This window comes from Enterobacter cloacae complex sp. HYC033_NIDB (assembly GCF_056673335.1).
In genome coordinates this window covers 20,650-34,805 of the sequence record NZ_CP115125.1, presented here as the reverse complement: position 1 = coordinate 34,805, position 14,156 = coordinate 20,650, and the positions used below count along the sequence as shown (strand labels likewise).

At 52.3% G+C, this 14,156-nt stretch carries 18 protein-coding genes and 1 pseudogene; 5 read left to right on the top strand and 14 right to left on the bottom strand.

Annotated features, from left to right (window positions below; all coding sequences use genetic code 11):
- Positions 1 to 39: 39 nt before the first annotated feature.
- From O1721_RS24795 to merT, 10 genes and pseudogenes are all read right to left on the bottom strand, one after another.
- Positions 40 to 1,268, bottom strand: a protein-coding gene (locus tag O1721_RS24795) for an IS3-like element ISEc27 family transposase (RefSeq protein ID WP_148116659.1) whose coding sequence is annotated in 2 segments (ribosomal slippage) — positions 40 to 953 and positions 953 to 1,268 — 1,230 coding nt in all. Because the reading frame shifts where the segments join, the coding sequence is not laid out codon by codon here.
- A 118-nt stretch (positions 1,269 to 1,386) separates the two neighbouring features.
- Positions 1,387 to 1,887, bottom strand: a complete 501-nt coding sequence (locus O1721_RS24790) for a non-heme ferritin-like protein (protein ID WP_001752509.1) — start codon at positions 1,885 to 1,887, stop codon at positions 1,387 to 1,389.
- A 326-nt stretch (positions 1,888 to 2,213) separates the two neighbouring features.
- Entirely contained in the window at positions 2,214 to 2,918 is a 705-nt protein-coding gene (locus O1721_RS24785) for an IS6-like element IS26 family transposase (protein ID WP_031976079.1), read from the bottom strand.
- Positions 2,919 to 3,117: 199 nt separating this feature from the next.
- Positions 3,118 to 3,345 (bottom strand): annotated as a pseudogene (locus O1721_RS24780) (DUF3330 domain-containing protein); the annotation flags it as partial.
- A 50-nt stretch (positions 3,346 to 3,395) separates the two neighbouring features.
- On the bottom strand, positions 3,396 to 3,632 hold the full coding sequence (merE, locus tag O1721_RS24775) for a broad-spectrum mercury transporter MerE (protein ID WP_022652270.1): 237 nt from the start codon (positions 3,630 to 3,632) through the stop codon (positions 3,396 to 3,398).
- Positions 3,629 to 3,994: a mercury resistance co-regulator MerD gene (merD, locus tag O1721_RS24770; protein WP_001277466.1), complete on the bottom strand. Its 366-nt coding sequence runs from the start codon at positions 3,992 to 3,994 to the stop codon at positions 3,629 to 3,631. Before merD ends, merE begins: the two co-directional genes overlap by 4 nt.
- Before the next feature lie 17 nt (positions 3,995 to 4,011).
- The gene (gene merA, locus O1721_RS24765) at positions 4,012 to 5,697 is read right to left on the bottom strand and encodes a mercury(II) reductase (RefSeq protein WP_000209296.1); all 1,686 of its coding nucleotides are present in this window, start codon (positions 5,695 to 5,697) and stop codon (positions 4,012 to 4,014) included.
- A gap of 38 nt (positions 5,698 to 5,735) precedes the next feature.
- Positions 5,736 to 6,161, bottom strand: coding sequence for an organomercurial transporter MerC (gene merC / locus O1721_RS24760; protein WP_000522996.1), 426 nt, complete (start codon positions 6,159 to 6,161; stop codon positions 5,736 to 5,738).
- A 27-nt stretch (positions 6,162 to 6,188) separates the two neighbouring features.
- Positions 6,189 to 6,464: a mercury resistance system periplasmic binding protein MerP gene (gene merP, locus O1721_RS24755; RefSeq protein ID WP_000732275.1), complete on the bottom strand. Its 276-nt coding sequence runs from the start codon at positions 6,462 to 6,464 to the stop codon at positions 6,189 to 6,191.
- Between the two features lie 15 nt (positions 6,465 to 6,479).
- On the bottom strand, positions 6,480 to 6,875 hold the full coding sequence (gene merT / locus O1721_RS24750) for a mercuric ion transporter MerT (RefSeq protein ID WP_001294653.1): 396 nt from the start codon (positions 6,873 to 6,875) through the stop codon (positions 6,480 to 6,482).
- Positions 6,876 to 6,946: 71 nt separating this feature from the next.
- Here merT and merR point away from each other — a divergent pair, with 71 nt between their 5' ends.
- Entirely contained in the window at positions 6,947 to 7,402 is a 456-nt protein-coding gene (gene merR / locus O1721_RS24745; RefSeq protein ID WP_001166628.1) for an Hg(II)-responsive transcriptional regulator, read from the top strand.
- A gap of 93 nt (positions 7,403 to 7,495) precedes the next feature.
- On the opposite strand, the gene O1721_RS24740 is transcribed toward merR, so the two are convergent.
- Entirely contained in the window at positions 7,496 to 8,431 is a 936-nt protein-coding gene (locus O1721_RS24740; protein ID WP_176602932.1) for a tyrosine-type recombinase/integrase, read from the bottom strand.
- Positions 8,432 to 8,667: 236 nt separating this feature from the next.
- Between O1721_RS24740 and O1721_RS24735 the strand changes: the two genes are divergently transcribed.
- The 4 genes from O1721_RS24735 (at position 8,668) to O1721_RS24720 (ending at position 12,144) form a co-directional block, all read left to right on the top strand.
- The gene (locus O1721_RS24735) at positions 8,668 to 9,495 is read left to right on the top strand and encodes a hypothetical protein (RefSeq protein ID WP_022652267.1); all 828 of its coding nucleotides are present in this window, start codon (positions 8,668 to 8,670) and stop codon (positions 9,493 to 9,495) included.
- A gap of 145 nt (positions 9,496 to 9,640) precedes the next feature.
- Positions 9,641 to 10,048: a hypothetical protein gene (locus O1721_RS24730; protein WP_224776060.1), complete on the top strand. Its 408-nt coding sequence runs from the start codon at positions 9,641 to 9,643 to the stop codon at positions 10,046 to 10,048.
- Entirely contained in the window at positions 10,045 to 11,154 is a 1,110-nt protein-coding gene (locus O1721_RS24725) for a hypothetical protein (protein WP_224776061.1), read from the top strand. The genes O1721_RS24730 and O1721_RS24725 overlap by 4 nt, the downstream gene beginning before the upstream one ends.
- A gap of 21 nt (positions 11,155 to 11,175) precedes the next feature.
- On the top strand, positions 11,176 to 12,144 hold the full coding sequence (locus O1721_RS24720; RefSeq protein ID WP_013087110.1) for an IS5-like element IS903B family transposase: 969 nt from the start codon (positions 11,176 to 11,178) through the stop codon (positions 12,142 to 12,144).
- Between the two features lie 25 nt (positions 12,145 to 12,169).
- Here O1721_RS24720 and O1721_RS24715 read toward each other — a convergent pair whose 3' ends face one another.
- The 3 genes from O1721_RS24715 to O1721_RS24705 all read right to left on the bottom strand — a co-directional run bounded on the left by O1721_RS24715 (position 12,170) and on the right by O1721_RS24705 (position 13,997).
- A complete protein-coding gene (locus O1721_RS24715; protein ID WP_022652265.1) occupies positions 12,170 to 12,382 on the bottom strand; it encodes a hypothetical protein in 213 nt (70 codons plus the stop codon).
- Between the two features lie 133 nt (positions 12,383 to 12,515).
- Positions 12,516 to 12,917 (bottom strand): hypothetical protein, encoded by a 402-nt coding sequence (locus tag O1721_RS24710; protein WP_022652264.1) that lies wholly within the window; start codon positions 12,915 to 12,917, stop codon positions 12,516 to 12,518.
- Positions 12,918 to 12,965: 48 nt separating this feature from the next.
- Positions 12,966 to 13,997, bottom strand: coding sequence for an IS630-like element ISEc33 family transposase (locus O1721_RS24705; protein WP_001395480.1), 1,032 nt, complete (start codon positions 13,995 to 13,997; stop codon positions 12,966 to 12,968).
- Positions 13,998 to 14,156: the final 159 nt, after the last annotated feature.

The window sequence follows — 14,156 nt, the reverse complement described above, 5'->3', positions numbered from 1 at the left end:
AAACAGATTTTCTGAGGAGGCGTAAAACTGGATTGGCCCCTATATTTCCATACACTTTTTATCACTTAACCCATTACTGGTTCGCCGCCGCAGATATTCCCGTGGCGAACGATACCCCAGTGCACTATGCGGATGCCATTCGTTGTAATGTTCGAAGGCCTCCGCAAGGTTCTTTACCGCTGTTAACCCGTCGGGTTTCGGCATGATGCTGATGTAATCGCGCTTCATCGTTTTCACGAAGCTCTCTGCCATCCCGTTGCTTTCCGGGCTACGTACCGCCGTATGTTTAGGCTCCAGTCCTACCATTCTGGCGAACTGACGCGTCTGATAAGAACGGTAGGCTGAACCGTTGTCTGTCAGCCACTCAACTGGGGATGTCGGCAGGCTGTTACCGAAACGACGCTCCACGGCACCCAGCATGACGTCCTGCACGGTTTCACTGTCATATCCACCGTTACTGGCCGCCCAGTAAAGTGCCTCGCGATCGCAACAGTCCAGAGCGAACGTGACCCGCAGTTTTTCACCGTTATCACAGCTGAACTCGAAGCCGTCAGAGCACCACCGCTGGTTACTTTCTCCAACGGCCACTTTCCCTGTATGCGCCCGCTTCGATGGCGGTATTTCCGGTTTACGCTCAAGCAGCAGCGCATTCTGACGCATGATGCGGTATACGCGTTTGGCATTGATCACCGCCATGTCGTCAGTTTCTGATTGTCTGCGCAGCAGTGCCCATACCCGACGATAACCATAGGTGGGCAGATCGCCGATAACGGTATGGATACGGGCCAGCGCGTCAGTATCATCAGGCTTGCGCTTGCACCGACGATCCTGCCAGTCCTTCGACCGACGGGCCATGGCATGCAGTTGCGCACGTGAGACCCGGAGGCAACGACTGACAAGGCTTATTCGCCATCCTCCGGCAACAAGGGCACGTGCGCTATCCACTTTTTTTGTCGGCCATATTCAACGGCTTCTTTTAGCAGCTCGTTTTCCATGGTTTTCTTGCCCAACAGGCGTTGCAGCTCTTTAATTTGCTTCATCGCAGATGCCAGCTCCGACGCGGGCACAACCTGTTCTCCTGCGGCAACGGCTGTAAGGCTGCCTTCCTGATACTGCTTACGCCACAGGAACAGCTGACTGGCAGCAACGCCATGCTGACGGGCGACCAGCGACACGGTCATTCCGGGCTCAAAACTCTGCTGAACAATGGCGATTTTTTCCTGAACACTTCGCCGTCTGCGCTTCTCTGGACCTAAAACATCAATCATTCGGACTCCAACGACTAGTCTAAAAACTAGTATTAAGACTATCACTAACTTAAGTGATACCAACTGTCTGGAGATTCAGGGGGCCAGTCTAAAAACCTCCTCGTACTGCGAAATTGATTTAGTGATAGCGATCGATCACGCCAACCAGATAGTGGTCGGTTTGCTGCATGTTGATGCCCGCTTTTTTAGCGCTGCGGACTTCATCCAGAATGATTTGCAACAGCGTCCCGTCCACGATTTCCTCTTTTCTGTATCGCTTCAGGAAGTTAATCGCTGACTTATCGTTTGCTGCCTGGGCGTCTTCCGTCAAAGAGGTCAGCGCATTAATGCGCTTCTGGTAATCGCTTACCGTCTGCTCAAACAGATCTTCCAGCGTGGAAAATTCACCGCACCGGGCGTGTTGCTCCTGTAACACCGGCGTGGCGCCGCTCTGTTTGATGTATTCGTACATGCGCATCATTTGCGTCACCGTATTTTGCGCCTGATGACGCAAAAATAGTGCGGTGCCATTAAGGCTATTCTCGCTGCACCTCTGGCTGAGCTGAAGATACAAATTTGAGGTATAAAACTCCTGATTCATTTGCGCATTCAGTTTTTGAACTATTCCGCTAGCGATCATAGGACTTCCTTATTTCTTGTCATCTCAGAAAACGGTCACTCTTCGAAAAAACAACCAGAATAAAAGCGATTCTTTCGCTTTTTTTATTGCGCCTGGTTACGCAGTCATATTCATTTTAAGTCGGGATGCTCCTTATTTAAATATCCAACCCTACTATCGCATTTCTATCTGGCATTATTCTGTGATGGTGTTTCGATATTCACACTCCCTGTGCCAATCCTTTCTTATCGACAGTAGGAAACTTCCTCCGGCTATTCTGCTGAACACGATTAGGGGCACTGTTGCAAAGTTAGCGATGAGGCAGCCTTTTGTCTTATTCAAAGGCCTTACATTTCAAAAACTCTGCTTACCAGGCGCATTTCGCCCAGGGGATCACCATAATAAAATGCTGAGGCCTGGCCTTTGCGTAGTGCACGTATCACCTCAATACCTTTGATGGTGGCGTAAGCCGTCTTCATGGATTTAAATCCCAGCGTGGCGCCGATTATCCGTTTCAGTTTGCCATGATCGCATTCAATCACGTTGTTCCGGTACTTAATCTGTCGGTGTTCAACGTCAGACGGGCACCGGCCTTCGCGTTTGAGCAGAGCAAGCGCGCGACCATAGGCGGGCGCTTTATCCGTGTTGATGAATCGCGGGATCTGCCACTTCTTCACGTTGTTGAGGATTTTACCCAGAAACCGGTATGCAGCTTTGCTGTTACGACGGGAGGAGAGATAAAAATCGACAGTGCGGCCCCGGCTGTCGACGGCCCGGTACAGATACGCCCAGCGGCCATTGACCTTCACGTAGGTTTCATCCATGTGCCACGGGCAAAGATCGGAAGGGTTACGCCAGTACCAGCGCAGCCGTTTTTCCATTTCAGGCGCATAACGCTGAACCCAGCGGTAAATCGTGGAGTGATCGACATTCACTCCGCGTTCAGCCAGCATCTCCTGCAGCTCACGGTAACTGATGCCGTATTTGCAGTACCAGCGTACGGCCCACAGAATGATGTCACGCTGAAAATGCCGGCCTTTGAATGGGTTCATGTGCAGCTCCATCAGCAAAAGGGGATGATAAGTTTATCACCACCGACTATTTGCAACAGTGCCGTGCAAGGTATCCTCCTGAGGGAAATGTGTCAGGAAGAAATCTATGACCCTTGACGGCGTATGTCAATCAATTCGGAAGGCAACTCTATTCTGACGATTTAGCGCCGGATGGTCTGACGCCAAGTTAGGGTATGCCTCAATCTGACGGCTGCGAACCGCCAGGGACAGGCGCAATGTCAGATTCTGTCGCGGCCTTGGCGCGTGCCTGGAAGCGTTCATAGCAATCCAGCCCGCAGAAATGTTCGACGTATTCCGCGCCTTCCGGGGTGAAGGCGGCATCGAGCGGAATTTCTTTGCAGCATACGCAGCAGGTGGTGCAACTGGCAGTGTTCGGGGCGTTTGCGTTCATGGTGGTACTCCTCCAGATTGGTAGCGAAGCTCAAAGCTGCCCACTCTCGGCTGGCTGGGAAGCGGTCATGATCTTCCCTTGAAGGCCCGCAGCAGCCGCGTCACAGACAGGACAAACAAGCCGGTCAGCGTGAGGGCTGCAATACCCCAGTGCACCCCGATGAACGCGCCGGCCGTCGTGCCGGCTAGCACAATGGCGAGAATCGGCAAATGGCAGGGACAGGTGAGCACGGCCAGCGCGCCCCACAAGTAGCCGGTGATCGGTTTGTGCGTCTCAGACGGCAAGTGCTCTGGGCTGTTCATGGCAGACTCTCCGCGTGCTGTGCCGGTTCGGTTGGCATGGCGGCCAGTTGCATTTCGAGGCTGGCCAGGGCCTCGCGCCGACGCTCGACGAGTTGCCGCAACACGGCAAGCTGCGCAGACGCACCGTCACCGTCCGCAGCATCCAGCGCCCGGCACAGCCGCGCCAGTGCGTCCAGGCCGATACCCGCTTCGAAGGCAGCCCGTACAAAGCGCAGCCGTTGCAACGCGGTGTCATCGAACAAGCCGTAGCCGCCCGTGGTGTACGCGACCGGCCGTAGCAATCCGCGCAGCAGGTAGTCGCGCACGATATGCACGCTCACCCCGGCATCAAGGGCCAGCCGGGACACTGTGTAGGCGCTCATTGAACACCTCCTTTTCCTCATCCGGCGCAGCACGAAAGCTGCTTCACGTCCTTGCTGAAGGTCTGCGCCGCGAGCTTCAGCCCTTCGACCATGGTCAGGTAGGGGAACAATTGGTCGGCCAGTTCCTGCACGGTCATACGGTTGCGAATGGCGAGCACCGCCGTCTGGATCAGTTCACCCGCTTCCGGGGCCACCGCTTGCACGCCGATGAGCCGTCCGCTACCTTCCTCGATGACCAGCTTGATGAAGCCGCGTGTGTCGAAGTTGGCAAGCGCACGCGGCACGTTATCCAGTGTTAGCAGGCGACTGTCGGTCTCGATCCCGTCGTGATGTGCTTCCGCCTCGCTGTAGCCCACGGTGGCGACCTGCGGGTCGGTGAACACCACGGCCGGCATTGCGGTCAGGTCCAGGGCCGCATCGCCGCCAGTCATGTTGATCGCCGCACGAGTGCCGGCCGCTGCCGCCACATAGACGAACTGCGGCTGGTCGGTGCAGTCGCCGGCCGCGTAGATGTTCGGGCTACTGGTGCGCATGCCCTTGTCGATGACGATGGCCCCCTGCGCATTGACGGCTACCCCCGCCGCTTCCAATGCCAGGCTGCGCGTGTTCGGTGTCCGGCCGGTGGCGACCAGCAGCTTGTCGGCGCGCAATTCACCGTGCGTGGTGGTCAGCACGAATTCACCGTCCATATGGGCGACCTGGCTGGCTTGCGTGTGCTCCAGCACCTCGATGCCCTCGGCACGGAAAGCGGCTGTCACCGCCTCGCCGATGGCCGGGTCTTCACGGAAGAACAAGGTATTGCGCGCCAGGGCCGTGACCTTGCTGCCCAGCCGGGCAAAGGCTTGCGCCAGCTCCAGCGCCACCACCGACGAGCCGATTACGGCAAGGCGTTCGGGAATGGTGTCGCTCGCCAGGGCCTCGGTGGAAGTCCAGTAGGGTGACTCTTTCAAGCCCGGAATCGGCGGGACCGCCGGGCTGGCACCCGTGGCGACCAGGCAGCGGTCGAACATCACGACGCGCTCGCCACCCTCGTTCAAACTAACGATAAGGCTCTGGTCGTCCTTGAAACGCGCTTCACCGTGCAGAACGGTGATGGCTGAATTGCCGTCCAGGATGCCTTCGTACTTGGCATGACGGAGTTCTTCGACACGGGCCTGCTGCTGGGCCAGCAGCCGCTCGCGCAAGATCGTCGGCGGTGTGGGTGGCATGCCGCCGTCGAATGGGCTTTCCCGGCGCAGATGGGCGATGTGGGCGGCGCGGATCATGATCTTGGACGGCACACAACCGACGTTGACGCAGGTGCCGCCGATGGTGCCGCGCTCAATCAGCGTGACCTGCGCGCCTTGCTCGACGGCCTTCAGTGCTGCCGCCATCGCGGCTCCACCGCTACCAATGACGACGACCTGCAACGGGCGTTCGTTGCCACTGGGCTTATCAGCGGCCCCTATCCAGCCGCGCATCTTGTCGAGCAGGCCGGCGCGGTTGTCCGTCGGTGGCGCATCGGCAAGCGTTGCCTCGTAGCCCAGCCCGGCCACGGCGGTAGTCAGCGCATCCGATGACGTGCCCGCCTCAATGGCGAGTTGCGCTGTGCCCTTCGGATAGGACACCAGCGCCGATTGCACGCCGGGCACTTTCTCCAAGGCTTCCTTGACGTGAGCCGCGCACGAGTCGCAGGTCATCCCGGTGATTTTCAGGGTGGTCATGTATTTTTCCTTTTCTGTGGTGGCTACGGCTGTTGCCGTCAGCCACGTTGTTCTGGCAATTCACAGCTGTCCGGCCCGCAGCGGCGATGTGCTGGCGAGATGAAATCCCAGACCGACACCCCAACCATCAAGGCCAGGCCGACATAGAGCAGTCCACCGCTCTGCCAGCCGTAAGCCCGCATTAAAAACACCGCTGCCAGCACCAAGATCGGGCCTATCGTGCCGAGCGCCGTGCGTCGCCACTGTCGATGATTGAGCCAAGCGATAGCATTGGCGAGTAACGCGATGCCGGCGAACATCGGCAGCAGGATGCCAATGAATAGCCCCTCGTACTGGCTCAAGAAGCCCAGTCCGATGGCCGCGCCAAAGCTGGCGATGGCAGGAAAACAGGCGGCGCAGCCCATCGCGGAAACGACGCTGCCGAGCGCGCCGGTTTTGCCAGCGATGCGCGTGATGAGTCCCATGTGTCGCTCCCGAGTTCGGTTAACGGATCAGCGTTTGAGGCTGGACGGATAGCCCGCGTCCTCGGTCGCCTTGGTCAACTTCTGGACGTTGGTCTTGGCATCGTCGAAGGTGACGACGGCCTGGCGCTTGTCGAAACTTACGTCGGTCTTGCTCACGCCCTCAACCTTGGAAAGCGCGTGCTTGACAGTGATCGGGCAAGAGGCGCAGGTCATGCCAGGCACGGACAGCGTGACGGTCTGGGTGGCGGCCCACACGGGGGCAACAACGGCAGCGAGGGCGAGGGCGGCAAACAGTTTTTTCATGATGAACTCCTGTGATTAATAGAAAAATGGCATGACGTAGGGAAATCCGAGCGAGACCAGGACCAGCGCGGCCACGATCCAGAAAATGAGCTTGTAAGTAGCTCGCACTTGGGGAATCGCGCAGACCTCACCCGGTTTGCAGGCTTGCGCCGGGCGGTAGATGCGCCGCCAGGCGAAAAACAGCGCGACCAGCGCTGCGCCGATGAAGATCGGGCGATAGGGTTCCAGCACCGTCAGGTTGCCGATCCATGCCCCGCTGAACCCCAAGGCGATCAAAACCAGCGGCCCCAGGCAGCAGGCCGACGCAAGAATGGCGGCCAGCCCACCGGCGAAGAGCGCGCCGCGCCCGTTTTGTGGTTCAGACTTTTGTGGTTCAGACTTTTGTGGTTCAGACTTTTGTGGTTCAGACATACGCTTGTCCTTTCAAATTTGGTTTGGATAGCTTAAGCTTACTTCCGTAGTTATGTACGGAGTCAAGCGATATGCAAATTAATTTTGAGAATCTGACCATTGGCGTTTTTGCCAAGGCGGCCGGGGTCAATGTGGAGACCATCCGGTTCTACCAGCGCAAGGGCCTGCTGCCGGAGCCAGACAAGCCCTATGGCAGCATTCGCCGCTATGGCGAGGCGGATGTAACACGAGTGCGGTTCGTGAAATCGGCCCAGCGGCTGGGCTTTAGCCTGGACGAAATCGCCGAGCTACTGCGGCTGGAGGATGGCACCCATTGCGAGGAAGCCAGCGGCCTGGCCGAGCACAAGCTCAAGGATGTGCGCGAGAAGATGGCCGACTTGGCACGCATGGAGGCCGTGCTGTCTGAACTGGTGTGCGCCTGCCATGCGCGGAAAGGGAACGTTTCCTGCCCGCTGATTGCGTCACTGCAAGACGGAACGAAGCTCGCTGCATCGGCGCGGGGGAGTCACGGGGTGACTACGCCTTAGCGTGCTTTATTTTCCGAATTCTGAGACGACCCCTGGCAGAACGCAGGAGTAAGGCTAACCGGGGCGCCCTGATCCACAGGGCCGTGCGATTGTTTAGCCGGTCAGGTTCAGCCGGTCGCGGGCCTCACGCAGCCGTCGTTCTCCCCGCCGGTCATACTGCTGGGTGGTGGCAACGCTGGCATGCCCCATCGCGTCCTTCACCGTGATGAGATCCTCCCCGTTATCGAGCAGGGCGGTTGCAAATGTCCGGCGCAGATCGTGGGGGGCGCATTTGGTAATTCCGGCCTGGCGCTGCCGCACCTGGAGGATATGGTACACCGCCTGGTCAGTCAGCCGGTCGTCCGTCAGGGTGTCAAACCGGCGGATACGGGTGAAAAGGGGACCCGGCGCCTCACCCCGGACCTGGTCTACCCACACCTGCAGCCGCTGCCAGCTTCCTGCCGGCAGAAAGGCCAGCCGCTCCCTGTTGCCCTTTCCGGTGACCCGCAGCGCCCGCTCCTCCGTGACAACGTCACCGATACAGAGGCCCACCGCCTCCGAGCGACGCAGCCCGCACCCGAGCATCACCGCCAGCAGGGCCGCGTCCCGCGGACCCAGACTGCTGCGATCGGCATCACATGCGGCAAAAAGCTGGCGGATCTCCGCCGCCGGCAGTGCCCGCCCCCGCGGCAGCCGGCTGCCACGCAGGTTCCGCACGGCGCGGATATGCTGGAAGCTGTCCACGTCCATCAGCCGCAGCATCCAGGCCTCCTTCGCCACCCCTTTCAGCGCGGCCAGATAGGTGTTGATGGTGGCCGTTGCGCGCCCCGTATCCCGGAGCATCTCAGTGATGGCCATCACATGATGACGCCGCAGGCTGCCCCAGGTACAGGTGTCGGGCCCGGCGAAGCCAAGCATCCGGGCGACGATCCCGAGAAAGGAGGCCATGGTCCGGCGACTGCGGGGAGAGTTCAGGGAAAGAAGATAGGCGCGGGCCGGATCAGAAAGGCCGGCATGACCGGCAACGGCGGGCAGGTGTTCCCCGTTCAGGCTGAGCGACGGAACGGGCGGTACCCGTTCCTCTGAGTGATCGGTCACGGTCTGATCTCCTGGGCCGGAAAAGCCCGGTGTGCTGTGTGAAAAAACGGGTCCGGTGACCCGGTCAAAGCGTATCGCAGAAAGTCTACTTTTTCAAATAGACATTTTAATAAGTAGAGAAAAAAATTGATAAGAGATACGGAACTGATAGGATAAATCTCATTTGTCGACAAAGATGGAAGTTAAAAATGAATGCTAATGATAGGAAAGTTTTATGCACTATTGACCAAGCTTTTTATGGTGAACGTGAAGATCAGTTTGGAAAGTTAAAAGCATATTATGAAGTGTTTAGTAACGGCGAAATAATACCAATCAATCAAAGCGACTTTTTCTGCGAAACAGAGCAAGTATTCGTAACAGGTGGTTTTTCTGAAATTAAGGAGAAATTTAAAGACAACTTATTTGAGGTCTCTTGCTCACCGACGAACTTCGAAAAAAAAGAAGGAGACTGTAAGTATGTAACAAGATTTAATGCTTGTGAAGAAATAAAAGGACTCCAGGTCAGTCAAATTATAGATGGTAAACTGCCTATACCCGAAAACCCTCTTTTAGTCACAGATATAAAGCCAACAACAAAGACCATAGTTATTGAAGAAAATGATTATATCTTTGGACCATTCGATTTTATAGCATCTCATGATGAATCATCTGACACATATACATTAAACTTAAAACCTATAAACACCCCCCTGAATAGAATCCCGCAATACCACATTGGAAAAATTGGCATTCAAAAATGCATTGCAAACATAGCCAGTAACCCTAAAAATAAAATATCATACCTGTCAAATATAAAGAGAAACCTTGAGCAAATCGATGAAGTGATTGATTTTATTTCAGATGATCAGATCATTTCAACGTACGGAAACAAAATAGCTCAAAACTCAGACATAAGAAGCTTTACAAAAGGAACTATATCTCAAATACGTAAGCATTTTTCATCCTCTAAGGAATTTAGAGCGTTTCCTCAAAGATTTACCAGACTATTCATACTTATTAGTTCCAGAGTACCTTAGATTCTTAGGCACTATAAACCAAGATGAAACTGTACAGACGCTGACGCCTCGATTATTAGACAGGGCTGCAATTATTAACTTTGATGACTTTGAACATAACTATGATGTTGTCATAAAAGAGTCAGGAGTTAAATCAAATATCCTAATGGAAGCAATATCTGGAAATGATTTTATCAAAGCATTTCAGCCAACAAGTTTAGAAATACCTCAAGATGTAGAGCAAACATTATTATCAATAATAAGTGTTCTACGCGATGATAGACTAGATTTTGGTATCCCAATTATTGTTTCTTATAGAAAAATAAAGGCTATAAGATATTATTATAATATTGCAGGTCCTTTGATGTCGATGGAGAGTCGATACTTGGCACTGGACTATGCTGTATCTCAACATATATTACCTCTGCTTAACGGTTATGGACAAGGTTTCGGTAAGAGGTTAGAAGCTCTGTTAAATATCCTCCCTGAGGAAATGGAAAGATCTTGTCGCTTACTTAAAAGAAGCATCAATCATGGAAGTCAAAATCTCTTTGGATATGGGAATAATTTATGATTGATTGTTATGTAAATGTTTATAACGGTAATGACGAATGCCGAATACCTCTTACAGACAGTGGTGCCTATGAGGTAAAGGAAAATGACAAGCTGGTTTTTCACTTAATTATAAGTGAACAAGAGTTGCTTACTCTTGGGGAGCCAGTTATGGTAATCGGCGATATTCCAACAACCTTTTTAAGAAATGAAAACTCCCCGCAAGGGGAGTGTCATTTTGTATCATGTGAACCGTCTTATTCTCATTCGTCACGCTACTTCTTTAACTTTTTCGGTGAGAGCGAGGTTACAATATATTTTGGTAAAGCAGAAGGGAAAACTTTAACATTTAAATTTAATATACTAGCAAGAAAAGAAAATGCAAAATTAGCAGAAGAAATGTTGGGTTTTATTAGTGATAATGTTGATGATACCGTAGCTATTTGTTTTTCGAGAAGCAAAACCGGAGGTGGTTTTAATAATGAAGAAGAACACAAGTTTAGCAAGTATGATGCAGTCATTTACGCTGTAAATTATTTATCGCAATCATTACCTGCTTTTGTTAATGACAAAAAAACTCACTGGAAACAGAAGGTAATTCTATCCCAAAATGGACAACCAACGGGTCCTGATTCTGTATACTGGGCACTTACGAATTTAGACAGATTATCTCCTTCTACGGCCGACAACTATAATATATACTTCAATAATCGTGGTTATCATTTTGATGAACAACCTAAGGAAGTGCTTATTGATGATACAAATGTTTATGAAAATATAATCATAAACTCGTTCTTGTACAATGCTGATAATTTTTTATATGCCTTAAAGAAACATTATTCTGAACTCGCATGTGAAGATGTTGGTTATTCTGATACTGAATATGTTCGCTTTGATCATACTATGTCAAAATATGCGAAAATAGCTTTGAAAATGAGAATTAAAGAAATTGAAGAAAATCATGAATTAGTAAAAAAACTGATTTACAGCTTTAAAAAAATAATGCCTTCCAAGATTAGCCCTAACATCCTCCCTAAAATAACTTCTTTTGTTGCAAAAAAAGGACATTATCGAGAAGCTTTTAGATTGATAAATATCGCGAACTTATCATCAGCACGGCTTTGTTGAATAAATCGAACTTTTGCTGAGTTGAAGGATCAGATCACGTATCTTCCCGACAACGCAGACCGTTCCGTGGCAAAGCAAAAGTTCAAAATCACCAACTGGCCCACCTACAATAAAGCCCTCATCAACCGTGGCTCCATAACTTTCTGGCTGGATGATGAAGCTATTCAGGCCTGGTATGAGTCAGCAACACCTTCTTCACGAGGCAGACCTCAGCGCTATTCTGACCTTGCCATCACGACTGTGCTGGTCATTAAACGCGTATTCAGGCTGACCCTGCGGGCTGCGCAGGGCTTTATTGATTCCATTTTTTCTCTGATGAACGTTCCGCTACGCTGCCCGGATTACAGCTGTGTCAGCAGGCGGGCAAAGTCGGTTAATGTCAGTTTCAAAACGCCCACCCGGGGTGAAATCGCACACCTGGTAATTGATTCCACCGGGCTGAAGGTCTTCGGTGAAGGCGAGTGGAAAGTCAAAAAGCATGGCCAGGAACGCCGCCGTATCTGGCGTAAGCTGCATCTCGCCGTTGACAGTAAAACACATGAAATCATCTGCGCTGACCTGTCGCTGAACAACGTTACGGACTCAGAGGCCTTCCCCGGGTTAATCCGGCAAACCCACCGGAAAATCAGGTCAGCCGCCGCCGATGGCGCTTACGATACCCGGCTATGTCACGATGAACTGCGGCGTAAGAAAATCAGCGCGCTTATCCCTCCCCGAAAAGGTGCTGGTTACTGGCCCGGTGAATATGCAGACCGTAACCGTGCAGTGGCTAATCAGCGAATGACCGGGAGTAATGCGCGGTGGAAATGGACAACAGATTACAATCGTCGCTCGATAGCGGAAACGGCGATGTACCGGGTAAAACAGCTGTTCGGGGGTTCACTGACGCTGCGTGACTACGATGGTCAGGTTGCGGAGGCTATGGCCCTGGTACGAGCGCTGAACAAAATGACGAAAGCAGGTATACCTGAAAGCGTGCGTATTGCCTGAAAACACAACCCGCTACGGGGGAGACTTACCCGAAATCTGATTTATTCAACAAAGCCGCGGTCAGCAGCCAGCTCTGAACAAAGTGCCAGAATGCTCTGCCAGTTTGCGATGTCACCCTGACTTTTAATTTTTCCAGAATTTTACGCACCGCAAATTCTGATTTATCCCGCAGCACACGCATTGCGCCTGCTACATCTTTTTTCTGTATACAGATACTTAAAATATGAAAATCGTTCATGGTTCTCCCTTCCTTATAATATTAATATCGGCAAAGGCCGCAATATAATTAGATTAGGAAACCACTTTACCTATAAAAATTCATTTCATGTCAGGACGACCCAACCATTTGTCTGTTAATAACATCTAGCATATTATTCATCTGTCTCTTTGTTATCTGGCATGTTGGTCTGGAGCCGGGAAAAATCTTCGCGAATCGACTTAGCTGCTGGTTTCCATACCTTTTTAGCCCACTCTTTATTCATTCTTCCTTCACTGACAATCTTCAGGGCGATGGCATAGGGCGTACGCCCCTGCTGCTTTGATAGCCACAAAATGTGGTCGTCAATACTTTCATCCGGGATATCATCAATAATGGAATGAATGAGGTCAATGTCTTCCTGAACCCACGCTTTGCCCGTTCGAGGAAATACCAGATTGGGTTCGCGAGTTTTTTTGTGATTTCCCTCTCTTGCCTCTGTACAAGCATTTTTTCCGGCGGCGATAAGTCTTTTCCTCTCACTTAACCCCCCCAGGGTAGCAACCGTCCTGACCATATTTTCACGCTGTTCGCGGGTGATGCTAAATAGCTGCGCCTAATACCGCTACACTTTTGCCTGACCATGTTTTCCTCCGGGGAATGGGCTGGCGGTTTCCATAAAATGGCGGACCTTTTTCAGTAACTGCCACATTGAGCGGCACTGATGATTACGGGTTATCGTGTCATGAAGTGCCTGCCATAGCCGTTCCACATGATTCACCCACGGCGAGTAAACCGGCTGGTAAATTACCCTGAACTTGGGATTTGCTTTCAACCAGCGCTGTGTTTCGCGGCTTTTATGGATAATGTAGTTATCAACGATCAGCGTGATTGTTTTCGCCCGCCGGTAAGTGGCTTTCAGGTGCTTCAGCAGAGCGATAAACAGCGCTGAACTTTTGCTGTTGCCGCCCACGTAGCTGACTTTACCCGTGCCACTGTGCAGTGCGCCGGCCAGATAGTATTTTTCGTTCTGCCCCGGCGTCACTACCCGTTTCTGCTGTCCGCGCAACTGCCAGTCCGCACCGATTTTAGGATTAAGGTGGATATCCACTTCATCTTCATAAAATACCGGATGCTCTGCGCTGCATTCATCCAGCGCTTTGTGGATTACCGCCATCTTTTCATCTTTATGTGGGTCACGGATACGCAGAGTTGGCGCGGCCCTGCGCCATACAAGCCCCGCAGATGGCAACCAGCGGCGAACGGTTCCTGCATGTAACTGGCAACCGGTTATCTCATTGATTTTTATTGCCAGTAATTCGGTGCTCCAGCGTGAACGTTGATAACCAAAATCGCCGGGAGAATGCTTTATCAGCTCACGTAACAGGGTGCAGATATGTTCAAAAGGCCAGCGTCGGGAGCGCCCTGCGGGTAAGGATTTCAGGCCTTCAATACCTGAGTGCGTAAACCAGTTAATCCAGCGACCAACGGATGAACGGGCACAACAGAGAGTTCTGGCAACATCGCTGACCCGTTCACCCCGATGAAGCATCAGCATGGCCGTGAGTCTGCGGGCATGATTTTTATCACGCGTTTTATGAATAGCTTTCTGCATCAGGCGTCGTTCGCCACGGGGTATTGGTACTATGATCGGCATCGCTCAGTCCGGTTGGTGATTTTGGTTGGTTTGGCGATTGATCAGATCGCACAATCCGGGCTGAGTTCCCTTTCAGTGATCTACTATTCCGCGCAGCTATTTAGCCTCATCACAAATAATGTCATTCAGCGTTTCGATAAGTGATTCTAATTTATTCTC